Genomic DNA, 24,073 nt, shown 5'->3' with positions numbered 1-24,073 from the left:
GACAGCACAGACGGCGGAGGGACGGGGGCCAGGGTGGGTCGCTACTTCTCGCCCTTGGAACCCAACGTGGTCTTGGAGACCAGCATGAGGAACTCGGCGTTCGACTGGGTCTCCCTGATCTTGTTCGTCAGGATCTCCAGCGCCTGCTGCGTGTCCAGGCCGGACAGGACCCGGCGCAGCTTCCACATGATCTTGATCTCGTCGGAGGTCAACAGGTTCTCCTCACGGCGGGTGCCGGAGGCGTTGACATCGACGGCAGGGAAGATGCGCTTGTCCGCCAGCTGGCGGGACAGACGCAGTTCCATGTTGCCGGTGCCCTTGAACTCCTCGAAGATGACCTCGTCCATCTTGGAACCGGTCTCCACCAGGGCGGTGGCGAGGATGGTCAGGGATCCGCCGTTCTCGATGTTGCGGGCGGCACCGAAGAACCGCTTCGGCGGGTACAGCGCCGAGGAGTCCACGCCGCCGGACAGGATGCGTCCGGACGCCGGCGCGGCCAGGTTGTAGGCACGGCCCAGGCGGGTCATGGAGTCCAGCAGGACCACCACGTCACGGCCCATCTCCACGAGGCGCTTGGCCCGTTCGATGGCGAGTTCGGCCACGGTCGTGTGATCATCGGCCGGACGGTCGAAGGTCGAGGCGATGACCTCGCCCTTGACCGAGCGCTGCATGTCGGTGACCTCTTCCGGACGCTCGTCCACCAGCACCATCATGAGGTGCACCTCGGGGTTGTTGGTGGTGACGGCGTTCGCGATGGACTGCAGGATCATCGTCTTGCCGGCCTTCGGCGGGGAGACGATGAGGCCGCGCTGCCCCTTGCCAATCGGTGAGACCAGGTCGATCACGCGAGGGCCGACCAGCTTGGAGTCGGTCTCGAGGCGCAGCCGCTCCTGCGGGTACAGCGGCACCAGGTCGTTGAACTTGGTGCGCTTGGGGCTGTCCTCGGCCTGCTGACCGTTGACAGAGGTCAGACGCACCAGGGCGTTGAACTTCTGCCGGTTGCCACCGCTGGCGCTGTTGTTGCTGCTGTTCTGGCTCTCGCCGTCACGCGGGGCACGGATGGCACCCACCACAGCGTCGCCCTTGCGCAAGCCGTACTTCTTGACCATGGACAACGAGACGTAGACGTCGTTCGGACCCGGCAGGTAGCCGGAGGTCCGCACGAAGGCGTAGTTGTCCAGGACATCCAGGATGCCGGCGACGGGCAGCAGCACGTCGTCCTCGGTCATCTCGGTGTCGTCGACCTCGGGGCCGCTGCGACCGCGGCGATTGCGGTTGCGGTCGTTGCGGTTGCGGTTGCGGCGGTTGCGGCGGCTGTCCTCGTCGCGGTCGTTGTTCCGCTCGTTCCGGTCGTTGTTCCGGTTGGTGCCCCGGCTGCCGGACTGCTGATCGTTGTCGGACTTGTTGTCGGACCTGTTGCTGTCAGACCTGTTGTCCTGCTGTCGATCGGCATTCCGCTCGCTGCGCTCGTTGTTCCGGTCGCTCCGGTCGTTGTTCCGGTCGTTACGGCTGTTCCGGTCATTCCGGTCGCCACGGCCGGAGCGGTTGTTGCGGTCACCGCGGGCGTTCCGGTCGTTGGAGCGCTCCTGCTGGCCGTCGTTCCCCTGGTCGGCGCCGTCGCCGGTACCGTTCCGGGACTCGGAGGCCGCCTCGGACGAGGGCTCCGCGGAGGCGGACTGATCCTCGCCGGTGGCGCCGGCTGCCGACTCGGCGCGGCGCGAACGGGTCCGGCGGGCCGGACGCTCGGGAGCGCCGCCCTCGGTGCCCGCAGCCGACGTCGCGGTCTGCTTCTGGTCGGTCGACTGGTCGGCCGACGAGTCAGCCTGCTTCTGGTCAGCCGACTGCTCGGCCTGCTTCTGCTCGACCTGGCCGCTGGCGGTCTTGGTGCCGCGGGACCGGCGCTTCGGTGCGGCCGCGCCGTCGTCGGCACCGGTGGACTTGCTGTCGGCACCGGCCTTGCTGTCCGAGCGGGCCGTGGCCGCGGTGCCGGAGGTGTCCTCGGCCTGCTTGCGGTCCGCGACGGAGCCGCCGCGCTGGTGACTGGAGATGGCGGCCACCAGGTCGGATTTGCGCATCCGGGATCCCCCGGTGATCCCGAGCTGGGAGGCCAGGGCCTGCAGCTGTGCCAGCTTCAGGCCGGCCAGGCCGCCACCCGCCTGGGCGGCGGTGGTGGCTGCCGCGGCTGGTGCCTCGGTGGAATTGCCCGCGGAGGCCGTGGGCAGTTCTGTGGTTTCGGTCACGAAGGTTCCTTCTCCCTCGTCAGGCAGGATCCGACTGGAGGGATCCCGCGAAGTGTGTACCGGCTGCCACCTGAACAGGTGGCTGAAAACCGGGATTCAATACCGGATCGGACTCGATCCGGGAAAGTGCAATCCAGGGAGCCAAGACAGGCCGAAGCCCGCTGGGACCAAACTGGTCCGCGTGGAGCCTGGATTCCCACCGACCACGGGATCCGCACTCTCAGCGGGTCCCGGTCGACATCAGCCCGAGATGGGCTGGCCTGAGCGGTGTGTCTCCACCCTAGCACCCGCGGCGTCCACGGGCAGAATGCTGACACGCCACGGCTGCGCGGACCGGTCGAGACCGGATTCCATGGCCATCCGGGCGGTCTCCGCCTGATCCATGCCGTCGGCGAGCACCATGACGGTCGGGCCAGCGCCGGAGACCACGGCGGCCAGGCCCTGCCGGCGCAGATCCCGCACCAGGCCGACGGACTCCGGCATGGCAGGCTCCCTCTGGTCCTGGTGCAGCCAGTCGCGTGTGCCGGCCAGCAGGAGTGACGGTTCCTGCGTCAGGGCGTGCACCAGCAGTCCCACCCGGCCGGCGTTCGCGGCGGCCACGTGGTGCGGGACCTGCGCGGGCAACAGCCCGCGTGCGGTCTCGGTGCTCAGCGGCTGCGCGGGAATCGCCACCACGGGCACCACCGCGGGATGCGGCCTCATGACCGAGGAACGGTAGCGACCGTCCTCCTCCCAGGAGACGGTGAGTCCCCCGGTCAGGGCCGGCGCCACGTTGTCCGGGTGGCCCTCCAGGTGCGAGGCCGCGTTGAGCAGGTCCGCCTCGGAGGCGCGTTCGTCCTCCGGCAGCAGGGCATCGGCGAGCAGGATGGCGCTGGCGTGGGCCGCGGCCGATGAGCCGAGCCCACGGCCGTGCGGGATCCGGTTGGTGGCCACCAGCTCCAGCCCGGGCACCTCCCAGCCGCGCTCGAGCAGGTATCCACGCAGTGTGGCGATCACCAGGTGCGAGGCGTCGGTGGGCACGACGCCGGCGCCCTCGCCCTGCACCACGGCCGAGAAACCCCCGTCCACGGTGGTCACCTCCACGTCGTCCCGCAGGTCGAGGGCGAGTCCCATGGAGTCGAATCCGGGGCCGAGGTTCGCCGAGGTCGCCGGGACGGAGACACGCACGGTGACCCCGGCGGGCACGCTCCTCAAACCCTGCTCCGGCCGGTTCGGCATCAGGAGAGCCCCAGGGCCTCGGCCACGGCCACGACGTCGAACGGCACCTTCTGCGGTTCGACGTCCGAGCCGTCCGCATTCCTCAGGGCCCACTGCGGGTCCTTGAGTCCGTGACCGGTCACGGTGATGACCCAGCGCTTGCCCGCCGGGACGTTGCCGAGGGCGTGATGCTTGATGAGTCCGGCCACGCCGGCGGCGGAGGCGGGTTCCACGAAGACGCCCTCCCGGGCGGACAGCCAGCGGTGGGCGGCCAGGATCTCGTCATCGGTGACGGAGTCGATCATGCCCCCGGACTCGTCGCGCGCCGCCTCGGCCTGCTCCCAGGAGGCCGGGTTGCCGATCCGGATGGCGGTGGCGATGGTGTCCGGCTCGGTCACGGGATGACCGAGGACGATCGGTGCTGCACCGGCGGCCTGGAAGCCCCACATCGTGGGGGTCCGGGTGGCCACCGCGGGCAGCTCGACCGGCTCGGACCCTTCAGGGGCGGCACCGGGGTGGGGGTTCGTGTAGGGCTGGGAGTACTCCTGGTAGCCCTTCCAGTAGGCGGTGATGTTGCCGGCGTTGCCCACGGGCAGCAGGTGGTAGTCCGGGGCGTCGCCGAGGGCGTCCACGACCTCGAACGCACCGGTCTTCTGCCCCTCGATGCGGTTCGGGTTCACGGAGTTCACGAGGAAGACCGGGTAGTTCTCGGAGAGCTTGCGGGCCACGTCGAGGCAGTTGTCGAAATTGCCGTCCACCTGCAGCAGCGTGGCGCCGTGGGCGATGGCCTGCGAGAGCTTGCCCATGGCGATCTTGCCGTCCGGTACCAGCACGGCGCAGGTCAGCCCGGCCTGGGTCGCGTAGGCGGCGGCGGAGGCCGAGGTGTTGCCGGTGGAGGCACAGACCACGGCCTGGGCACCCTGCTCCACGGCAGCGGTGATGGCCATAGTCATGCCACGGTCCTTGAAGGAGCCGGTGGGGTTCATGCCCTCGAACTTCACCCACACCTCACCGTCCACGAGCGCGGACAGGGCCGGGGCCTCGATCAGCGGCGTGCCGCCCTCGCCCAGGGTGACCACCCGGGTGCTCGTGCTGACGGGCAGGCGGTCGGCGTATTCGCGGATGACCCCGCGCCATTGGTGTGCCACTGTGTTCAGTTCCCTTCGACTCGCAGGACCGAAACCACTTCGGTCACCACGTCCAGTTCCTTGATGGTGGCCACGGTGGCCGCCAGGTTCTGCTCCTTGGCCTCGTGCGTGATGATGCGCAGGAGAGACTCGGGTGCCTCATCGGTGTAGGCCTCGTCGGATTCCTCGACGACGAGGTCGTCCTCCGCCAGGGGGACCTGGCGCATGGACACGATCGAGACACCGTGTTGGGCGACGGCCGAGGCGATGGCGGCCAGTACGCCGGGGCGGTCCGCCACCCGGATGACCACCATGTAGCTTGTGCGTGCCTCCCCCACGGGCAGGGCCGGCACCACGGAGCGCGGGGTGTGCGTGCGCCCGGCACCGCCGCGGACCAGCCGGCGGGCGATGGAGACGGTGTCCCCCATGACGGCGCTGGCCGTGGGGGCCCCGCCGGCACCGGGGCCGTAGAACATCAGTTCGCCGGCGTTCTGCGCCTCGACGAAGACGGCGTTGAACGCGCCGCGGACGGCGGCCAGCGGGTGTTCGCGCGGCAACAGTGTCGGATGCACGCGCAGGACGGCGCCGGCGGTCCCGTCACCAGCCGTGATCCGCTCGGCGATCGCCAGCAGCTTGATGACGTAGCCGGCCTCGGAGGCGGCCTCATTGTCCGCGGCGGTGATCCTGGTGATGCCCTCGCAGTAGACCTCGTCGATCCGGAACGGTGCGTGGAAGGCCAGATTGGCCAGGATCGCAGCCTTGGCGGCCGCGTCATGGCCCTCGATGTCCGCCGTCGGGTCGGCCTCAGCGTAGCCGAGCTCCTGGGCATCGGCGAGGGCATCATCAAAAGCTGCCCCGGTGGTGTCCATCTGGTCCAGGATGTAGTTCGTCGTGCCGTTGGCGATGCCCATCACGCGGGTGACGGTGTCCCCCGCCAGGGAGTCCCGCAGCGGGCGCAGGATGGGGATGGCCCCGGCCACGGACGCCTCGAAGGAGAGCTGGGTGCCGGCCTCCGCGGCGGCCGCGAACAACTCCGAGCCGGACTGGGCGAGCAGGGCCTTGTTGCCCGTGACCACGGCTGAGCCGTTGCCGATGGCCCGTTCGATGAGCGACTTGGCGGGCTCGATGCCACCCATCAGCTCCAGCACGATGTCGGCGGAGTCCACCAGCGCCTCGGCGTCCGTGGTGTACAGCTCGCGGGGCAGCTGGTAGTCGCGACGTCCGTCCGGATTGCGGACGAAGACGCCGGCCAGTTCCAGGCGCGTGCCCACGCGGGCGGCCAGCATCTCGGCGTCCTCCGTGAGGATCCGCGCCACCTGGGAGCCGACGGTGCCGGCGCCCAGCAGCGCGATCTTCAGGGCCGGCTGCGAGGCGTGCGGAGCGGACGGGGTCGTGACGGTCATGGTCCTCCGTTGGTTCTGGGAGATGGAAAAGTCGGGCGGAAAAGTCAGGGTGGAAAAGTCGGCTCCGCTACAGACCGGTCTCGCGGGCGAAGAGGTCCTCTTCGGTCTCGCGGCGGATGATCACGCGTGCCTGCCCGCCCTGGACCGCGACGACGGCCGGCCGGGTGAGCATGTTGTAGTTGCTGGACAGCGAATGGCAGTACGCACCGGTGGCGGGCACGGCCAGCAGATCGCCGCGGGCCACGTCGTCCGGGAGGTAGGCATCCTTGACGACGATATCCCCGGACTCGCAGTGCTTGCCCACCACCCGGGAGAGGACCGCCGGGGCGCCGGAGGCACGGGAGGCCAACGCCACGGAGTAGTCGGCCTCGTAGAGGACCGGGCGGGCATTGTCCGACATGCCCCCGTCCACGGAGACGTAGCGGCGCGGATGGGTGGCGCCCTGGTCACCGTCCACGGTCACGGTCTTGCGGACACCGGCCTCGTACAGGGTGAAGGCGGCCGGGCCGGAGATGGCACGGCCGGGCTCGATCGAGATCCGGGGGCAGGCCATCCCCAGCGCCGTGCAGGCAGCGCCGACCACGCCGGCCAGCGTGGTGGCGATGTCCTGCGGCGTCCGCGGGGTATCCGCGGCGGTGTAGGCGATGCCGTGCCCGCCGCCGAGGTCCAGCTCCTCCAGCTCGACGCCGTGCTCCGCCTTGATCTCGGCGAGGAAGCCCAACAGCTTCTCTGCGGCCACGCCGAAGCCCTCGGGCTCGAAGATCTGCGAGCCGATGTGGCAGTGCAGTCCGCGCAGGTCGATGGACCCGGCGGCCAGCGCCCGCGCGACGGCCTCTGCGGCCGGCGACCCGGCCGTTCCAGCCGTCCCGTCGATTCCCGCCGGCCCCACCATCGAGAGACCGAACTTCTGGTCCTCGTGGGCGGTGGCGATGAACTCATGGGTGTGGGCGTGCACTCCGGGCGTCAGCCGCAGCATCACGGGCGCGACCGCGCCGGCCTCGGCGGCCAGCTCGGTGAGCCGGTCCAGCTCGTCCAGGGAGTCCACCACGATCCGCCCCACCCCGGCGGCCAGGGCCCGGCGCATCTCGTCATCGGACTTGTTGTTGCCGTGCAGTCCGATGTGCGCCGGATCGACGCCCGCGCGCAGCGCGGTGGCCATCTCGCCCCCGGAGGCGGTGTCCAGGCGCAGGCCCTCCTCCGTCACCCAGCGGGCCGCGGGGGTGCAGAGGAACGACTTGCCGGCGTAGTAGACGTCCACGCCGCCGCACAGGTCCGCGAAGGCCTCGTTGAAGGCGTCGCGGAAGGCCCGGGCCCGCGAGCGGAAGTCATCCTCGTCGAGGACCAGGAGCGGTGTCCCGTAGTCCCGGGCCAGCTGGGAGGCGGGCAGGCCCTGGACGGCGATCTCGCCGTCGTCGTTCCGTTCCACTCCGGAGGCCCAGAGCTTGGTGACCAGGGCATTCGGGTCTTCGGGGTAGTCGAGCCAGTCGGGTGCCAGGGGCGAGACCTGGGCAGTCGAAGAAGTCACGGTCACATCCGTTCCGGGGCGCTCACGCCCAGCAGGTCGAGTCCATTGGCGAGCACCTGCGCGGTGGCCTCGTTGAGCCACAGGCGGGTGCGGTTGAGGTCGGTGATCTCCCCCGGCTGGATGTCGCCGGCCCGGCCCTCGGCCACGGGCACGATCCGGCACGCGGCATACCAGGAATGGTAGGCGCCGGCGATGACCTCCAGGTGGCGGGCCACGCGGTGCGGTTCGCGGAATTCGGCGGCCTGGGCCACGATCGACGGGAATTCGCCCAGCCGGGCCAGCAGATCCGATTCGGTCGCGTGCGTCAGCAGCGCGGCGTCGAAGACGGAACGGTCGACGCCGGCCGCCTCGGCCGTGCGTGCCGCCCCCCGGGACCGGGCATGGGCGTACTGCACGTAGAACACCGGGTTGTCATTGGTCTTCGACGTGAGGATCTCCGGGTCGATGGTGATCGGGGAGTCCGCCGGGTACCGGGCCAGTGAGTAGCGCAGCGCGTCCGCCCCGAGCCAGTCGATGAGGTCCTTGAGCTCGATGATGTTGCCGGCCCGCTTGGACAGCTTGGCTCCGTTGACGGAGATCAGCTGGCCGATGAGCACCTCGATGTTGCGTCCCGGGTCATCACCGGCGCAGGCGGCGATGGCCTTGAGGCGGCCGACGTAGCCGTGGTGGTCCGCGCCGAGCAGGTAGATCTTCTCGATGAAGCCGCGGTCCTTCTTGGACAGGTAGTACGCGGCATCCGCGGCGAAGTAGGTGGGCTCGCCGTTGGCGCGGATGAGCACGCGGTCCTTGTCATCCCCGAAGTCGGTGGTGCGCAGCCAGACGGCGCCCTCACGGTCGTCGATGTGACCCTGCTCGCGCAGACGCTGCACGGCATGGCCGATGGCCCCGGACTCGTGCAGCTCCCTCTCCGAGAACCAGACATCGAAGTGCACGCCGAAGGTCTTGAGCGTGTCCCGGATGTCCTGCATCTGGTGGCGGTAGGCCGCCTCGCGGATGACCGGAAGGGCCGCCTGCTCGGTGAGGGTCATGATGTCCGGGTGTTCGGTGCGCACCTGGGTGGCCAGGTCCTGGATGTACCCGCCCGGGTAGCCGCCCTCCGGCACGGGCAGGCCGTGCAGGCGGTTGTAGACCGACTGGGCGAACACGTTCATCTGGTGGCCGGCGTCGTTGATGTAGTACTCGGCCGTGACCTCGGCTCCGGAGGCGCGCAGCAGCCGGGAGATCGCGTCGCCGAGCGCGGCCCAGCGGGTGTGGCCGATGTGCAGGGGACCCGTGGGGTTCGCGGAGACAAACTCCATATTGACCACGCTGCCCGCCAGGGCGGTGTTCCGGCCATACGCTGCTCCGGCCTCGACGACGGTGCGGGCCAGCTCCCCCGCGGCCGCGGCGTCGAGCGTGATGTTCAGGAATCCGGGGCCGGCGATGTCCACCCGGTCCACGCCGGGGACCTGCGCCAGCCTCTCGGAGAGCAGCGCCGCGAGGTCTCGCGGGGCCAGGCCGGCCTTCTTGCCCAGCTGCATGGCCACGTTGGTGGCCCAGTCACCGTGCTCTCGGTTCTTCGGTCGCTCCACCTTGATCGTGGTGGGCACCTCCACAGAGATCTCGCCGGAATCAACGGCATCCTGCAGGCAAGCGGCCAGGGCTGTGGAAAGGTCTTCGGGGGTCACCCGCGACAGTCTAATGTTCTGGCGGTCTCCGCCCGTAACCGACGTGGGACCGCTGGCCGGTTTCCCGCACCGGCCCCGCATGGGGTAGGGTTATCAAGTCCTGATCGGCCCGCCGATTGAGAGACCCCCGCCTCCGTAGCTCAGGGGATAGAGCGTCTGCCTCCGGAGCAGAAGGCCGCAGGTTCGATTCCTGCCGGGGGCACCATTATCTCCTCTTTTTCTCTCCTCATGGCCGTGTCATCGGCGTCACCCACGGCCGGATCGTCACGCGGTAACCCCGGTGTCCGGGACGGTCCGCGGCAGGACGCCGATGACCCGGCCCGCCGCATCGAGGACCTCGAGCCGATCTCCGGAAGCGTCATGGAGGAGCCGTGCGGACACGGCGCCGTTGAGCCAGGTGTCCACGCCCTCGCAGAACATCATCGTCGAGACCAGACGGCCGAAGTCGGCCCGCTGCGCCGTCAGGGTCCACTCCCCCATCAGGCGATTGCAGCCGTCGGAACCGTGCAGCCGGCCCCCGGCCTCGAAGCCCAGCCACGGTTGGCCCGGGGCGTCGGAGCCCCAACGGTGATCGATGAGTTCGGCGGCGAGCTCTTCCATCACGCCATCGTAGGGCAGACGATTCCCTCATGGTCGAGAGCAACCCGGTGGCGGGAGACGCGGTGGACGGCAGCACAGCGGAGAGAAGCGCCGCCCTGGCCTTCATCGTCGCCTGCCAGCAGGATCCCGCCACCGGCACCGCGTTCCTCGGGGACGATGCCGCCGGGATCGAGGCCGAACTCGAGGGCCTGGGCCAGCCCTGGTTGCGTGGCCTGAGGGTCGTGGAACAGGACGGCACGGTCATCGCCGCGTGCACCGTCGACTGGGACCCGGAGCCGTCAATGGCCTGGGTCCACGGACCGTGGGGCCGTCCCGAGCAGGTGGCCAGCCACGGCGCCGCCCTGGTGGCTGCGGTGTGTGATGCCGTCCCGGCGGGCATCGAACGCTTCGAGATGTGCGGCCACGTGGCGAACGGGTCCATGGCCGCCCTGGCCGCCGACCTGGGCTGGACCGCCACGGAGGTGAACTACGCCATGGTGGCCCCGGCTTCTACGGCGGCGCGGTGGTCGGAGCCGGCAGTACAGAGGGAACAGACGGAACAGGCCGAACAAGCCGAACAGCACACCGGGCCCGACGCCGGCGCGGCGCCGACGGTGCGCCTCCGCGAACCGGTGCGTATCCGGCCGGCGGGACCGGCCGACGTCGGGCTCCTGGAACCGCTGCACACGGCCGAGTTCGGCGAGGCCTACGCGACGGCCGCCCAGTTGCTCTCCCGCCACCACACCGTGGTGGCCGAGGATTCCACCGGGGCGGTGCTGGGCTACGCTGCGGGATCTCTCCAGGACGACGGCCAGGCCTATGTGGACTTCACGGCCGTGGTCCCCGAGGCTCGGCGCCACGGATTGGGCCGCCGGCTCGTGATCGGTCTCGCCGAACGGCTCCTGGCTGCGGGAGATCCTGGGATGCTGCACCTGACGGTGCGCGAGTCCCGGAAGGCTGCGCACGCCCTGTACCTGTCCCTGGGGATGCGGCAGGACGCGGCACTGCGCGGTTACCGGGGGCCACGGGTGACGGCTCAGCACCCCGGGTGAACCGTCCTACCGTGCATCTCAGGCCTCCGAGGTGACGAACTCCTTGCCCTTGGAGACCGCGACGGCCTCGTCGAACTCGGCGCTGATCTCGGCCGTCTCCGCGGCCTCCGAGCGGTGGGTCACCAGGGAGACGATGATGCCCACGATGGCGGCCAGCACGAAGCCGGGCACGATCTCGTACATCTCGAAGGCCCCACCCCAGGCCTCGTCCGGCATGTTGCCCCACCAGAAGACGATGACGGCGCCGACCACCAGTGAGGACAGGGAGCCCCAGGCGTTGAACTTCTTCCAGAACAGCGCCAGGATCACCACCGGCCCGAAGGAGGCGCCGAAGCCCGCCCAGGCGAAACTAACGAGGTCCAGGACACTGGCCTCGGGATCGAGGGCGATGAGGATCGCGATGATGGCCACCAGGATGACCCCGCCGCGGCCCAGCCACAGCTCGTTCCGGGCACTGGCCTTGCGGCCGAAGAGCTTGTAGAGGTCCTCCACCAGGGCGGAGGAGCACACGATCAGCTGGGAGGAGATCGTGGACATCACGGCGGCCAGCACGGCCGCGAGGACCAGACCGGCCACGAAGGGGTGGAACAGGATCTGGGCCAGGACCAGGAACACCGTCTCCGGATCGTCCAGTGTGATGCCGGGATTCGCCTGGAAGTAGGCGATGCCCACCAGCGCGGTCATGACGGCGCCGAAGGCACAGATCGCCATCCAGGCCACGCCGATGCGACGTCCGGCCACGGCGTCCTTCGCCGACCGCAGGGCCATGAAGCGGACGATGATGTGTGGCTGCCCGAAGTACCCCAGGCCCCACGCCAAGGCGGAGATCACGCCGACCCACGTGGCGTTGGCCAGGAAGGACAGCCGGTTGGTGCCCTCCTCCATCCCGGCGTCCGCGGACCCGATCAGGTCGACCATCTCGCCCCAGCCACCCACGTTGATGAGGGCGACCACCGGGACGGCGATGAGTGCGGCCAGCATGAGCAGGCCCTGCGCCACGTCCGTGAGCGAGGCACCGAGGAAGCCGCCGAACAGGGTGTAGACGATGGTCACGCCCGCCACGAGCAGCATGCCGACGAGGTAGGTCGAGCCGAACGAGGACTCGAAGAACTTGCCGCCGGCCACCATGCCGGAGGACACGTAGAAGGTGAAGTACACCAGCACGATTCCACCGGCCACGATCCGCAGCAGGTGGGTGCGGTCACGGAAGCGGTTCTCCAGGAACGAGGGGATGGTGATGGAGTTCCGGGCCACCTCGGTGTAGGCCCGCAGGCGCGGCGCGATGAACTTCCAGTTCAGCCAGGCGCCGATGGTCAGGCCGACGGCGATCCAGGCCTCCACCAGGCCGGACGCGTAGACCGCGCCGGGCAGGCCGAGGAGCAGCCAGCCGGACATGTCCGAGGCGCCGGCGGAGAGCGCCGCCACGAACGGCGGGAGTTTGCGACCGGCGAGCATGTAGTCGTCGAGGTCGTTGTTCTTCCGGGACGCGTAGAAGCCGATGGCCAGCATCGCGGCGAAGTACAACAGGATCGCTATGAGTTTGAAGGTGGTATCCATCATCTCCTCGTCCCTAGGGCTCATCATGGCCCGGGACCTCGACATCAGGGTGCGGTGGAGTCACCCTTTCACGTGCAGGGGGTCACTGCCAGCCGCCGTACCGGTCAGGTGCGGATCGCCGGAAGGCGGCCCGGCCCCGGTGCCTACTGGAGCAGGGTCTTGTCGTCCAGCGTGGCCCCCTTGATCTTCTCGAACTCGCCGAGCAGGTCCCGCACGGTCTTGCCGCGCTTCTGCTCCTCGTCCAGGTCGAGGATGATCTGGCCGTCGTGCATCATGACGAGGCGGTTGCCCACCCGCAGCGCCTGCTCCATGTTGTGCGTGACCATCAGCGTGGTGAGCCCCTGGTCCGTGACGATCTGCTCGGTCAGCCGGGTCACGAGCTCGGCACGCTGCGGATCCAGGGCGGCGGTGTGCTCGTCCAACAGCAGGATCCGCGGGTCCGAGAATGTGGCCATGAGCAGGCTGAGGGCCTGCCGCTGGCCACCGGAGAGGAGTCCGACCTTGGCCTTGAGCCGGTTCTCGAGGCCCAGCTCGAGCACGGAGAGCGCCTCCGTGAATCGGCGGCGCTTGGCGTTGGTGACGCCTCGACCCAGCATCCGGGTGGCACCGCGCTTGTCCGCGATCGCCATGTTCTCCTCGATGCTCAGGTGCGGCGCGGTTCCCGCCATCGGATCCTGGAAGACCCGGCCCACCAGGGCGGCCCGGCGGTGGTCCTTGAGCCGAGTGACGTTGCGGCCGTCGATCGTCACGGTGCCGGAGTCCGGCCCCAGTCCGCCCGAGATCACATTCAGCACCGTGGACTTGCCGGCGCCGTTGGAGCCGATCACCGTGACGAAGTCGCCCTCGCGCAGGTGCAGGTCGATCCCCCGCAGGGCACGCCGCTCGTTGACGGTGCCCGGGAAGAACGTCTTGTTCACGTCCGTCAGAGTCAGCATCAGCGGGTTCCTCCTGCCGTGGGGGCGTCCGGTGCGCCTGCGGATGCCCCGGCGGTCGCGCCCGCCGGCGGTGCCGCCGCCTCGGCCCCCGCGGCGGCGGCACCGCCCGGGTCGGCCCGGTTCACCAGCGCCTTGCGGCGCCGGAAGAAGGGCATCTGGGGTACCACCAGGGCGATCACCACCAGCACGGCCGAGACGAGCTTCATGTCGTTCGGGTCCAGCCCCACCGTCAGGGCCAGTTGGATGGCCACCCGGTAGAGGACGGACCCGGCGATGACGGCCAGGACAGCCACGAGGATCGAGCGCGTGCCGAAGATGGCCTGGCCGAGGATCACGGACGCCAGGCCGGCGATGATGAGGCCGATGCCCATGCCGATGTCCGCGAAGCCCTGGAACTGAGCGACCACGGCCCCGCTGACTCCGACGAGGGCGTTGGACAGGGCCAGGCCCAGGATCTTCTGGTTGTCCGTGTTGACCCCGTAGGAGCGGATCATCTTCTCGTTGTCACCCGTGGCCTGCATCGCCAAGCCGAGGTCCGTGTGCAGGAACCAGGCCAGGATGAGCGCCAGCAGGATGGCCACGGCCGCGAAGATGCCGATGGAACCCCAGCCTCCGATCAGGCCGGCGTCCTTGAGCGGGCTGATGGCCGTCTCCTCGCCCAGCAGGGGGACGTTGGCCTTGGCCATGATCCGCAGGTTGATCGAGTACAGCGCGATCTGGGTGAGGATCCCGGCCAGCAGGCCGTTGATGCGTCCCTTGGTGTGCAGCAGCCCCGTGATCACGCCTGCCAGGAATCCCGCCACGAACGCCAGCAGGAAGGTCAGAAACGGGTTCACCCCGTTGACGATGGAGATGGCGGCGACTGCCGCACCCGTGGTGAACGAGCCGTCCACCGTCAGGTCAGGGAAGTCGAGGATACGGAAGGTCACGTAGACCCCGAGGGCCATGATCGCGTAGATCAGGCCCAGTTCGATGGCGGTGTTCATGAAGGGACGCCTACTCCTGGCCCACCACGTGGTCGGCCTCGTCGATCATTGACTGCGGGATCTCCACGCCCATGGCCTCGGCGGCGTCCGGGTTCACGTACAGCTCCGGTTCGGTCAGGGTCTCCACCGGCATGGTGGCCGGGTCTGCACCCTCGGTCAGGATGCGGAGGGCCATGTCCGCCGTCTGCGCACCGAGCTGTTCATAGCTCAGGCCGTACGTGGCCACTCCGCCGCGTTCCACTGAATCGCCCTCGGCGGGGATCAGCGGGATCTGGCGCTCCTGGGCCACACCGATCAGGGTCTCCAGGGCGGACACCACCGCATTGTCGGTGGGCACGTACAGGGCGTCGACGTCGGAGAGCGAGTTCGCGGCCTGCTGCACCTCTGAGGAGTTGGAGACGGTGGCCTCGACGATCTCCAGGCCCAGTTCCTCCGCGGCCTCCTTGGCCCATTCGACCTGGACCTCGGAGTTGACCTCACCAGAGGAGTAGACGATGCCCACCGTCGCGGCCTCCGGGTCCAGTTCGGTCAGCAGGGTCAGCTGTTCCAGCACGGGGTTGGCATCGGAGGTACCCGTGACATTGCCGCCCGGTGCCTCGTTCGACTCCACCAGGTTGGCCGAGACCGGATCGGTCACGGCGGTGAAGAGCACCGGGATGTCGGTGATGGCCTGGGCGGCGGTCTGCGCGGACGGGGTGGCGATCGCGAGCACGAGGTCGTGGTCCGCGGAGGCGAAGGAACCGGCGATGGTGTTGGCCGTCGCCTGGTCGCCCTGGGCGTTCTGGACGTCCAAGGTGATGTCCAGGCCGGACTCCTCGATCCGTGCCTCGAACCCGGAGCGGGCCGCGTCCAGGGAGGCGTGGGAGAGGAACTGGGATACACCGATCGAATAGGACTCGGCGCCATCGCCGCCCTCGGTCGCGGAGCCGCCGTCGCCTCCGTCGTTGCCGCAGGCCGTCAGAGCGAGTGCGGAGACGGCGAGCAGCGCTCCTGCACGGAGTCCGGTGCGGTTCTTCTGGCTACCGAGCATCATGGGGTCCTTTCACCACCGCGTACGCCGGGCGGACGCTGGTGCGCCGGTGCGAGGGATCCGGGGTACGACGGTTACCCACCCTAGTCGCGTTTGACGTAACACGGATCACTTATCGGACCGTCTGTCCTCCTCGAACGGTCAGCACCCCGGTTTCGTCCACCGTCGCGGCGCTGGCAGCCTCTCCTGTCCAGACCTGGCCGTTGGATAGTACGCCTGTTCGATGCCGAGGGGGGCATGCCCGCCCGCCCGCGTGCCCCGTAGACTGGCCGGTGCCATGTCCGATGCTACGACGCACCCCTCCGTGCACGCCTCCACCATCCGCCTGGAGTACCCACCGAACCTGCCGGTCTCCGCCGAACGGGACCGGATCATGGGTGCCATCCGCGACCACCAGGTCGTCATCGTGGCCGGCGAGACCGGGTCGGGGAAGACCACCCAGCTGCCCAAGATGCTCCTCGAGCTGGCGGACGAGGGCGTGCTGGATGCCGAGCGGATGATCGGTCACACCCAGCCCCGGCGCCTGGCCGCCCGCTCCGTGGCCGAACGCATCGCCCACGAACTCGGCACGGAAATCGGCTCCGACGTCGGCTACCAGGTCCGCTTCACGGCCCAGACGTCCGCACGGACCCGGGTCAAGGTCATGACGGACGGCATCCTGCTCGCCGAGATCCAGCACGACCAGTTGCTGTCCAGGTACTCCGCGATCATCATCGATGAGGCCCACGAGCGCAGTCTCAACATCGACTTCCTGCTCGGATACCTCAAGCGCCTGCTGCCCCGGCGCCGCGACCTGCGCGTCATCATCACCTCCGCGACCATCGATCCGGAGTCCTTCGCCGCCCACTTCGCACTGCCCGATGCCGCTGGTCAGGACGAGCCGGCCCCGATCATCGAGGTCTCCGGCCGCACCTTCCCCGTGGAGATTCGCTACCGCCCTCTGGACGCCCCGCGCCGTGACGGTGCTCCGGGCAGTGCGGTAGGTCCGGGCGACGAGGACGACGGGTCCTCCGGCTCCTCGGGATTCGACGCTGACACGGACGAGGAGTCCCGCGATCCCGTGGACGCGGTCTGCGATGCCGTGGACGAGCTGTCCCGCGAGCCGGACGGGGACATCCTCGTGTTCTTCTCCGGCGAGCGCGAGATCCGTGACGCCGCGGAGGCGTTGGCACCCCGGGTCGCCGCCAACCGCCGCCTCGGGAACGCGGAGATCCTGCCGCTCTACGGGCGGCTGTCCATGGCGGAACAGCACCGCGTGTTCTCCACCGGCCCCCGGCGGCGCATCGTCCTGGCGACCAACGTGGCCGAGACCTCGCTGACCGTTCCCGGGATCAAGTACGTCATCGACACCGGTACGGCCCGCATCTCCCGGTACTCCCACCGCACCAAGGTCCAGCGGCTGCCGATCGAGCGCATCAGCCAGGCCAGCGCCAACCAGCGGTCCGGGCGTTCGGGCCGCACCTCGGACGGCATCGCGATCCGCCTCTACTCGCAGGAGGACTTCGAGTCACGCGCCGAGTTCACCGACCCGGAGATCCTGCGCACCAATCTCGCGGCCGTCATCCTGCAGATGTGCTCCATGGGCGTGGCGACCACCCCGGCCGACGTCGGCGACTTCCCCTTCCTGCAGCCGCCGGACTCCCGGCAGGTCAGCGACGGTGCGGCCCTGCTGACCGAGCTGGGGGCACTGAACAGCGGCCAGCCGGATGAGCGCGGCAGATCCTATCCCAAGGGCACCATCACGCCGGTCGGCCGGAAGCTGGCCCGGCTCCCCGTGGACCCGCGTCTGGGACGGATGATCGTGGAGGCCGGCGAGCGCGGTTGCGTGCGCGAGGTCATGGTCCTCGCGGCGGCCCTGACCATCCAGGACCCCCGAGAGCGCCCCACCGAACAGCGCGCCCAGGCCGATGAGCAGCACTCCCGTTTCAAGGACGAGAACTCGGACTTCTCGTCGCTGTTGAACCTGTGGGCCTATCTGCGCGAACAGCAGAAGGAACTCTCCGGGAACCAGTTCCGCCGGATGTGCCGCACCGAGTACATCAACTACCTGCGCGTCCGCGAGTGGCAGGACCTGGTCCAGCAGCTGCGCCAGCTGGCCAAGCCGCTGGGCATCTCCGTCTCCGCCGGGCCCGTGGACCCGGTGGGTCAGCATGAGCCCGTGCACCGGTCCCTGCTGACCGGACTGCTGTCCCACATCGGAGCGTGGGACGAGCGCAAGCGCGACTACCAGGGCGCCCGCAACACGAGGTTCGCGGTATTCCCGGGCTCGGCCCTGTTCAAGAAGAGGCATGCCTTCGTCATGGCGGCGGAGCTCGTGGAGACCTCCCGGCTCTGGGCCCGGATGGTGGCGAAGATCGATCCTGTCTGGGCCGTGGAGGCCGCCGGTGCCCTGGCGAAGCGGACCTACAACGAGCCCCACTGGTCCCGGCGCTCCGGCTCGGTGGTCGCCCGGGAGAAGGTCACCCTGTTCGGTATCACCCTGATCCCGGACCGTCAGGTCCAGTTCTGGCGGATCGACCCGGCCGGCTCCCGTGAGCTGTTCATCCGCCACGCCCTGGTGGAAGGCGACTGGAAGACCCGGCACCACTTCTTCGCACGCAACCGGACAGCCCTGGCCGAGATCGAGGACCTCGAGACGCGCCTGCGCCGCCGCGATCTCCGCGTCTCGGACCAGGACCTCTTCGACTTCTACGACGCGCGCATCCCCGCCACGGTCGTCTCCGAGCGCCACTTCGACTCCTGGTGGAAGAAGACGCGGCAGACGTCCCCGGACCTGCTGGACCTCGATCAGCGGGCGCTCCTGGCCGTGGACACCGGGGAGTTGGACACGGACCAGTTCCCCACGGTGTTCCACCACCCCACGGACGGGGGCGGAATCGACCTCGAGCTGTCTTACGACTTCAACCCGGCGGCGGGGGCTGGCGAGTCAGACGGCATCACCGTCCTCATCCCGATCCTGATGCTCAACCAGATGGACCCGGAGCGGTTCCGCTGGCTCGTCCCCGGGCTGCGTGTCGACCTGGTGACGGCCCTGATCCGCTCCCTGCCCAAGGCCGTGCGCAAGAATTTCGTGCCGGCACCGGATGTGGCGCGGGCCGCCGTCGAGCAATTGGACCGGGACGCGGACCCCGCTGCGGACGACCTGCTGCCCGCCCTGGAACTGGCCCTGCGGCGGATGAAGGGCGTGGTCATCCCCCCGGGGTCCTGGGACCTGACCGCCATCCCGCCGCACCTGGTGCCCGACTACCGTGTGGTGGACGCCCGTGGCGCCATTATGGGCACCGGCCAGGACCTCGCCGCGCTCCAGGGCCGGCTGGCCGGGGCGAACCGCACGGCCATCGCGGAGTCGCTCGCCCGCGCCGGTGGTGCAGGCGATGGTGCAGGCGATGGTGCCAGCTCTGCACCATCGCCGCAGAGCGTCCGGCGCGATGCCCACCCCCATTCCGACGGCCGTCCCGCCTCCGCCCCGGCCAGGACTGCCTTCGCCGAGCGGCACGGCCTGACCGACTGGGTGGTCGGGGACATTCCCCGGAAGGTGGACACCGAGATCTCGGCAGGTTCGGCCGGCTCAGGCAGGCAGCGGATCACCGGCTATCCGGGACTGACCGCCGAGACCGCCCGGGACGGGTCGCCCGCCGCAGGCCTGACGGTGTACCGCACCGAGGCGGACCAGCAGGCCGCGCACCGGGCCGGCGTCGTGAACCTGTTGTTGGCGCTGGTGCCCAGCCCGCAGCGCTACGTCCTGGACCACCTGGACAACCGGGAGAAGCTGACGTTCACGCAGAATCCCCACGGTTCGGTGGAGCAGCTGATCAACGACTGCACCCGCGCCGCCGTGGACCGTCTGGTACCGGCGTCCCTGCCGTTCACCGAGACCGAGTTCCGCCGACTGTTCACCACCGTACGGGCCGAGGTGATCGACACCGTCTTCGCGGTGACGGCCATCGTGGAGCAGGTGTTGTCCCGGGCCACCCAGGTGCGCAAGGAGCTCAAGGGGTCGGTGTCCCTGGCCATGGCTCCCGCCCTGAACGACATCAAGGCCCACCTGGAGCAGCTGGTGTTCCCGGGCTTCGTCGCCGCCACCGGGTGGGCACATCTGCAACACCTGCCCCGGTACCTGCAGGGCATGCTCCGGCGGATCGACAAGCTCAAGGCTGGCGGCCAGGTGCAACGCGATGCCCGGGACATGGCCGTGGTGCAGGGTCTCGAGGACGCCTTCGACGCCGAGGTGCGGAAGCTGCCCGCCGGCCAGTCCACCCCGCCGGCGCTGGACGCGGTCCGGTGGCTCATCGAGGAGCTGCGCATCAGCTACTTCGCGCAGGACCTGGGGACCGCCGTCTCCGTCTCAGAGAAGCGGGTGCGCCAGGCCCTGAAGCAGGCTGCCGGCTAGCCCCTCTGCTCCAGGGCCGGCAGGCAGCTCCGGGATCGGCTCAGTCCTCGGGCACGTGCTCCGTGTGGCCGGCCACCCGCAGCCCGGCCCGGATTCGGTCCGCGGCCTCGTCGAGGTCCTCGGGCTCGGGGTTGTTGTCCACCTGGTCCAGGTCGAAGTCATCCAGGGAGTTCGACGGCCAGACGTGCACGTGCAGGTGCGGGATCTCATAGCCGGCCACCATGAGTCCCGCCCGGTGCGCGTTGAAGGCCTGCACCTGCACCTGGCCGATGGCCTGCGCGACGGTCATCAGGTGGGAGACCAGCTCGGGTTCGGCGTCGGTCCAGAGATCGACCTCTGCCCGCGGCACCACGAGGGTGTGGCCCTGGGTCAGAGGTCCGATCGAGAGGAACGCCACGCACGTCTCGTCCTTCCAGACGAACCGGCCGGGCAGTTCTCCGTTGATGATGCGGGTGAAGACGGTGCTCATGGTGTGGCCTCCTGGTACGGGACTGGTGCTCACTGCTGCTTCGATCTTCCCCCGCGGGACCGGCATCGGTCCACGCGGGGCCGGCGTCACGGCCGTTCCCCGGTGGCCACGGGCCGTCCCGGGGTATTGGACCAGGCCGACCAGGACCCCGGGTACAGGGCGGCCGGGACCCCGGCGACATGCAGTGCCGCGATCTGGTGGGCCGCGCTCACGCCGGAACCGCAGTAGGCGCCCACGATGCCGGCCTCGTCCACGCCCAGCGCCCGGAACCGTTCGGCGAGCTCGCCGGCCGGCCGGAAGTGCCCGCTCTCGTCCACATTGTCCGCGGTCGGTGCGCTGACCGCCCCGGGGATGTGGCCGGCTTGGGGGTCCAGCGGCTCGGCCTCGCCGCGGTATCGCTCCGCCGCACGGGCATCGAGCAGCACCCCGTCCTCGGGCAGCACGGCGGCATCATCCATGGTCAGCACCGGCATCTGCCCCCACGTGGTCCGGGCCCGCCCGGGCCGGGGGATGACGTCCCCGGCCTGCAGCGGCAGGTTCGTCGCCCGCCAGGCGGACAGCCCGCCGTCGAGGAGGTAGGCCTTCTCCACCCCGGCATGCCGCAACAGCCACCAGGCGCGGGCAGCGGAGGTGCCGTGGGCATCGTCGTAGACCACCACGGTGTCACCGTCGTTGAGGCCGAGCATGCGGACGGTGTCCCCGAAGCGGGCCGGATCGGGCAGCGGATGGCGGCCCTCCCGCGGTCCGTAGTGGCCGGCGAGCTGGCTGCCCATGCTCACGAAGACCGCCCCGGGGATGTGGCCGCGGAGGTATTCCTCATGGCCGTTGCCGGAGCCCATCGGCGTCCACCGCACGTCCAGGATCTTGAGGGTCTCCTCCGTCGGCGCGGGCTCGCGTCCCACGAAGCCGGCCGGCGGGTCGGCCGACACGGAGCTGTCACGGCCCTGCCAGGAGGCCAGGACCCCCACGTCGACGAGGACGGGGGGCTGGGACGCTAGATCCACGTGCTCTCACCCTCCTCCAGGACGGTCAGTTCGGTGCCGTAGCGCTCGGCGAAGGTGGTGGCCTGCCTGCGGTACATCGGCAGCCCGCGGTCGTTGAGCAGGCCGTCGTGCACCGGGATGGCCTGGCGGGGACGGACGGCGGTGATGAAGTCCACCATCTCGGACAGCTTGCTCCACGGTGCACTCAGGGGTACCAACAGGGTGTCCGGGGCCGGGCCCGGGGGGACGATGTAGCTGTCCCCCGGGTGGTAGACGAGGCCGTCGATCAGATAGCCCGTATTGGCCACCACGGGGATCTGCGGGTGGATCACGGCGTGCTGGCCGCCCACGGTCCGCACCGCGAACCCAGCCGTCTCGAATTCCTCCCCGGGGCCCGTGGGGATGATCCGGTCCGGATCCACACTGGAGGAGGGCGCCGTTGCGGCCAATCTGGCCACCGCGGCGACGGGCGCCCTCACCGTCACGTCCGGGTGTGCCGCCAGGTACTCCAGGACCGGGCCGTCGTCGAGGTGGTCGGCGTGCTCGTGCGTGACGAGGATGTGTTCGGCGCCGTCGAGGGCCACGGGGATATCGCTGAAATTCCCCGGATCGAGGACGAGGCGACGCCCGTCCTTCTCGAGCCGGATACACGCATGGCCGTACTTGGTGAGGACTATCTGGCTAGGCACCGCTCCACCCTAACGGAGGAAGGTGCTCCACGTCAGGCACGAGTTCCCTTCCGGTCTCATGCTGCCCGGCTCGACGGCCCCATGCGACGAGGACGCTGGTAGCCTTGCCTGGATGAATGCCGGACCCGTGAAAAGCCGCTCCACCCGGCAGAAGACCGCCGTGAACCGCGCCCTGGACGAGCTCACCGACTTCGTCAGCGCCCAGGAACTCTTCTCCGTCCTCAAGGAGCGCGGCGAGCAGGTCTCCCTGGCCACGGTGTACCGCGTCCTCCAGCAACAACAGCAGGACGGTCTGGTGGACGTGCTGAATCCGGATGACGGCGAATCCCTGTTCCGCCGCTGCGAGGCCCAGACCCACCACCACCACCTGGTCTGCCGCCGCTGCGGCCGCGCGGTGGAGATCGAGGCCCCCGCCGTGGAGCAGTGGGCGGCCCGGATCGCGTCCGAGCACGAGTTCACCGAGGTGGAGCACACGGTGGAGATCTACGGGATCTGTCCCGACTGCTCCCGCTCCTGAACCTCGTTCGCCGTGCAGTCCGGGTCCACGAGGACCGGGGCGTCGCCGTCCGCGGAGCCGTGCAGGGAGCCCAGGCCGTAGACGGCCTCCAGGTTCGAGCGCGTCATGACGTGCTCGGGGCGGCCGGAGGCCACCACCCGGCCGTGCACGAGGATGACGTGGTCAGCGGCGCGCGCCTCGTCCAGGTCATGCGTGGTGAGGACCACGGAGTGTCCGTGCGTGGTCTCGGCGTGGATGATGCGGTCGATGGTGCGGGCCGAGTTGATGTCGAGTCCGGTCATCGGCTCGTCCAGCATGAGCACCTCATGGCCCTGGGCCAGCCCCTGGGCCACGTAGACCCGCTGCCGTTGGCCGCCGGAGAGCTCATCCAGGTGGCGGCCCGCCAGGTCCTCGACCTTCATCTGTTCCATGGCGTCCCGTACGGCCGCGCGGTCGGCCTTCGTGAACGGCCGCAGCCACCCCGCGGCCGGATAGCGGCCCATCCGGACCACATCCCGCACGGTCATCGGCGTCCCCACCGGGAAGACCACGGACTGCATGACGTAGGAGATGCGCTGCCGACTGTCCCGGACCGAGCCACCCAGCACCGTCAAGGTGCCCGACGCCGGCTCCAGCACCCCCGCGATCGCCTGCAGGAGCGTCGATTTACCGGACCCGTTGGGTCCGATGACAGCGGTGACCCCGCCCAGCGGGACACGGAACGAGGAGGAGTGCACGGCGATCTGGTGGCCGTGGGAGAGGACGAGGTCCCGCGCCTCGACGAGGAAGCCGCTCATGCCCTCACCCCCTCGTCCAGCCCGTCGTTGAGCGCGCTCTCCTGCGGGTGTGGGTGTGAGGGATGTGCCGGATCGTCCGGGCGTCCACGCCGCCTCACCCACCGGACCGCCTCCCGGACGGCCAGCACGAGGAAGAACAGCACGATCGGCACCAGCGCCATGGTCGCCGAGCCGGCCGTGCCCCAGTAGTAGCTCAGGGTCAGCCCGCACCAGACCGAGACCACCGCGATGGCCACGGACCAGGTGATCATCACCGGCACCGTTCGGGAGACGAGGGCAGCGGTGGCCGGCGGCCCGACGAGCAGGCCGAACACCAGCAGCGTCCCCACGGCCTGGAAGCTGCCGATGACGGCCGTGGCGATGAGGACGAGCAGCAGCCCGTGCGTGAGCTTCGGATGCATCCCCAGCGACTGGGCCTTGGCCGGGGAGAACGAGAGGGACATCAGGGGCCGGTACAGCAGCACGGCGAAGACGATGACCACCACGGCCATCACGGTCTGCGTGCGGATGTCCTCCCAGCTGACACCGAGGGCGTCGCCGAAAAGGATGGCCGTCAACGAGCCCGTATAGGACTCGGATTTGGAGATCAGGACCACGCCGAGGGCCATCATGCCCACGAACAGCAGGCCGATGGAGGTGTCCTCCTTGAGCGTGGTGGTGCGGTAGATCAGCTGCATCCCGCCCACCATGGCGGCCGCAGCGATGGCGGCTCCCACGTACGGGGAGAACCCGAAGAGCACGGCGGCAGCGATGCCGGGGATCACGCCATGGACGAAGGCGTCACCGAAGAAGCTCATGCCGCGCAGCACCAGCCACACGCCGACCACGGAGCACATCACCGCGGCCACGAGGCCGCCGACGAGGGCGCGCTGCTGGAAGCCCAGGGCGAAGGGCTCGACCAGCCAATCCACGGAAAACACGGAGAACACAGAGAACACGGGGAACGGCACG

General features: G+C 69.6%; 19 protein-coding genes and 1 tRNA gene. 4 read left to right on the top strand and 16 right to left on the bottom strand.

Annotated elements, in window-relative coordinates:
- Positions 1–41 precede the first annotated feature (41 nt).
- The 6 genes from rho to argS all read right to left on the bottom strand — a co-directional run bounded on the left by rho (position 42) and on the right by argS (position 9,159).
- Positions 42–2,240, bottom strand: a complete 2,199-nt coding sequence (gene rho, locus BOSE125_RS03810) for a transcription termination factor Rho (RefSeq protein WP_159550109.1) — start codon at positions 2,238–2,240, stop codon at positions 42–44.
- A 240-nt stretch (positions 2,241–2,480) separates the two neighbouring features.
- Positions 2,481–3,458, bottom strand: a complete 978-nt coding sequence (gene thrB / locus BOSE125_RS03805; RefSeq protein ID WP_159550106.1) for a homoserine kinase — start codon at positions 3,456–3,458, stop codon at positions 2,481–2,483.
- Positions 3,458–4,585: a threonine synthase gene (gene thrC, locus BOSE125_RS03800; protein ID WP_159550103.1), complete on the bottom strand. Its 1,128-nt coding sequence runs from the start codon at positions 4,583–4,585 to the stop codon at positions 3,458–3,460. Before thrC ends, thrB begins: the two co-directional genes overlap by 1 nt.
- Before the next feature lie 5 nt (positions 4,586–4,590).
- A complete protein-coding gene (locus tag BOSE125_RS03795; protein ID WP_159550100.1) occupies positions 4,591–5,967 on the bottom strand; it encodes a homoserine dehydrogenase in 1,377 nt (458 codons plus the stop codon).
- 67 nt (positions 5,968–6,034) lie between these two features.
- On the bottom strand, positions 6,035–7,492 hold the full coding sequence (gene lysA, locus BOSE125_RS03790; protein ID WP_159550098.1) for a diaminopimelate decarboxylase: 1,458 nt from the start codon (positions 7,490–7,492) through the stop codon (positions 6,035–6,037).
- A 2-nt stretch (positions 7,493–7,494) separates the two neighbouring features.
- Positions 7,495–9,159, bottom strand: a complete 1,665-nt coding sequence (argS, locus tag BOSE125_RS03785) for an arginine--tRNA ligase (protein WP_159550095.1) — start codon at positions 9,157–9,159, stop codon at positions 7,495–7,497.
- A gap of 129 nt (positions 9,160–9,288) precedes the next feature.
- On the opposite strand from argS, the gene BOSE125_RS03780 reads away from it, so the two are divergent.
- Positions 9,289–9,364: transfer RNA gene (locus BOSE125_RS03780), tRNA-Arg, on the top strand.
- Between the two features lie 59 nt (positions 9,365–9,423).
- Here BOSE125_RS03780 and BOSE125_RS03775 read toward each other — a convergent pair.
- Positions 9,424–9,759: an META domain-containing protein gene (locus tag BOSE125_RS03775; RefSeq protein ID WP_159550092.1), complete on the bottom strand. Its 336-nt coding sequence runs from the start codon at positions 9,757–9,759 to the stop codon at positions 9,424–9,426.
- A 29-nt stretch (positions 9,760–9,788) separates the two neighbouring features.
- Here BOSE125_RS03775 and BOSE125_RS03770 point away from each other — a divergent pair, with 29 nt between their 5' ends.
- Positions 9,789–10,790, top strand: a complete 1,002-nt coding sequence (locus BOSE125_RS03770; RefSeq protein WP_159550089.1) for an N-acetyltransferase — start codon at positions 9,789–9,791, stop codon at positions 10,788–10,790.
- An 18-nt stretch (positions 10,791–10,808) separates the two neighbouring features.
- Here BOSE125_RS03770 and putP read toward each other — a convergent pair whose 3' ends face one another.
- From putP to BOSE125_RS03750, 4 genes are all read right to left on the bottom strand, one after another.
- Entirely contained in the window at positions 10,809–12,350 is a 1,542-nt protein-coding gene (gene putP, locus BOSE125_RS03765) for a sodium/proline symporter PutP (RefSeq protein ID WP_159550086.1), read from the bottom strand.
- A gap of 140 nt (positions 12,351–12,490) precedes the next feature.
- On the bottom strand, positions 12,491–13,282 hold the full coding sequence (locus BOSE125_RS03760; protein ID WP_159550083.1) for an ABC transporter ATP-binding protein: 792 nt from the start codon (positions 13,280–13,282) through the stop codon (positions 12,491–12,493).
- On the bottom strand, positions 13,282–14,268 hold the full coding sequence (locus BOSE125_RS03755) for an ABC transporter permease (protein ID WP_159550080.1): 987 nt from the start codon (positions 14,266–14,268) through the stop codon (positions 13,282–13,284). The genes BOSE125_RS03760 and BOSE125_RS03755 overlap by 1 nt, the downstream gene beginning before the upstream one ends.
- Before the next feature lie 10 nt (positions 14,269–14,278).
- Entirely contained in the window at positions 14,279–15,301 is a 1,023-nt protein-coding gene (locus tag BOSE125_RS03750) for an ABC transporter substrate-binding protein (protein WP_371300568.1), read from the bottom strand.
- Positions 15,302–15,575: 274 nt separating this feature from the next.
- Between BOSE125_RS03750 and hrpA the strand changes: the two genes are divergently transcribed.
- Positions 15,576–19,688, top strand: coding sequence for an ATP-dependent RNA helicase HrpA (gene hrpA, locus BOSE125_RS03745; protein ID WP_159550077.1), 4,113 nt, complete (start codon positions 15,576–15,578; stop codon positions 19,686–19,688).
- A gap of 40 nt (positions 19,689–19,728) precedes the next feature.
- Here the strand turns inward: hrpA and BOSE125_RS03740 are convergent, their stop codons facing one another.
- The 3 genes from BOSE125_RS03740 to BOSE125_RS03730 form a co-directional block, all read right to left on the bottom strand.
- On the bottom strand, positions 19,729–20,157 hold the full coding sequence (locus BOSE125_RS03740; RefSeq protein WP_159550074.1) for an HIT family protein: 429 nt from the start codon (positions 20,155–20,157) through the stop codon (positions 19,729–19,731).
- A gap of 86 nt (positions 20,158–20,243) precedes the next feature.
- Entirely contained in the window at positions 20,244–21,161 is a 918-nt protein-coding gene (locus BOSE125_RS03735; RefSeq protein ID WP_159550071.1) for a sulfurtransferase, read from the bottom strand.
- Positions 21,152–21,829 carry an MBL fold metallo-hydrolase gene (locus BOSE125_RS03730; RefSeq protein ID WP_159550068.1) on the bottom strand — a complete coding sequence of 226 codons (678 nt, stop codon included), beginning with the start codon at positions 21,827–21,829 and terminating at the stop codon, positions 21,152–21,154. Before BOSE125_RS03730 ends, BOSE125_RS03735 begins: the two co-directional genes overlap by 10 nt.
- 112 nt (positions 21,830–21,941) lie before the next feature.
- On the opposite strand from BOSE125_RS03730, the gene BOSE125_RS03725 reads away from it, so the two are divergent.
- Positions 21,942–22,346 carry a Fur family transcriptional regulator gene (locus tag BOSE125_RS03725; RefSeq protein ID WP_159550065.1) on the top strand — a complete coding sequence of 135 codons (405 nt, stop codon included), beginning with the start codon at positions 21,942–21,944 and terminating at the stop codon, positions 22,344–22,346.
- Here the strand turns inward: BOSE125_RS03725 and BOSE125_RS03720 are convergent.
- On the bottom strand, positions 22,313–23,122 hold the full coding sequence (locus BOSE125_RS03720) for a metal ABC transporter ATP-binding protein (RefSeq protein WP_159550062.1): 810 nt from the start codon (positions 23,120–23,122) through the stop codon (positions 22,313–22,315). The genes BOSE125_RS03725 and BOSE125_RS03720 overlap by 34 nt on opposite strands.
- Positions 23,119–24,072: a metal ABC transporter permease gene (locus tag BOSE125_RS03715; protein WP_236557796.1), complete on the bottom strand. Its 954-nt coding sequence runs from the start codon at positions 24,070–24,072 to the stop codon at positions 23,119–23,121. Before BOSE125_RS03715 ends, BOSE125_RS03720 begins: the two co-directional genes overlap by 4 nt.
- Between the last annotated feature and the right edge of the window lies 1 nt (position 24,073).

The organism is Citricoccus sp. K5 (assembly GCF_902506195.1).
GTDB lineage: Bacteria > Actinomycetota > Actinomycetes > Actinomycetales > Micrococcaceae > Citricoccus.
The sequence above is the reverse complement of the archived record's forward strand: the minus strand, read 5'-3'. Positions and strand labels throughout refer to the sequence as shown.

Bases quoted from the DNA above. Each gene is read 5' to 3' on its own strand.
- thrB (WP_159550106.1), bottom strand. From the start codon at position 3,458: ATGCCGAACCGGCCGGAGCAGGGTTTGAGGAGCGTGCCCGCCGGGGTC.
- BOSE125_RS03795 (WP_159550100.1), bottom strand. From the start codon at position 5,967: ATGACCGTCACGACCCCGTCCGCTCCGCACGCCTCGCAGCCGGCCCTG.
- BOSE125_RS03775 (WP_159550092.1), bottom strand. From the start codon at position 9,759: ATGGAAGAGCTCGCCGCCGAACTCATCGATCACCGTTGGGGCTCCGAC.
- BOSE125_RS03770 (WP_159550089.1), top strand. From the start codon at position 9,789: ATGGTCGAGAGCAACCCGGTGGCGGGAGACGCGGTGGACGGCAGCACA.
- putP (WP_159550086.1), bottom strand. From the start codon at position 12,350: ATGATGGATACCACCTTCAAACTCATAGCGATCCTGTTGTACTTCGCC.
- BOSE125_RS03760 (WP_159550083.1), bottom strand. From the start codon at position 13,282: ATGCTGACTCTGACGGACGTGAACAAGACGTTCTTCCCGGGCACCGTC.
- BOSE125_RS03755 (WP_159550080.1), bottom strand. From the start codon at position 14,268: ATGAACACCGCCATCGAACTGGGCCTGATCTACGCGATCATGGCCCTC.
- BOSE125_RS03750 (WP_371300568.1), bottom strand. From the start codon at position 15,301: ATGATGCTCGGTAGCCAGAAGAACCGCACCGGACTCCGTGCAGGAGCG.
- hrpA (WP_159550077.1), top strand. From the start codon at position 15,576: ATGTCCGATGCTACGACGCACCCCTCCGTGCACGCCTCCACCATCCGC.
- BOSE125_RS03740 (WP_159550074.1), bottom strand. From the start codon at position 20,157: ATGAGCACCGTCTTCACCCGCATCATCAACGGAGAACTGCCCGGCCGG.
- BOSE125_RS03725 (WP_159550065.1), top strand. From the start codon at position 21,942: ATGAATGCCGGACCCGTGAAAAGCCGCTCCACCCGGCAGAAGACCGCC.
- BOSE125_RS03720 (WP_159550062.1), bottom strand. From the start codon at position 23,122: ATGAGCGGCTTCCTCGTCGAGGCGCGGGACCTCGTCCTCTCCCACGGC.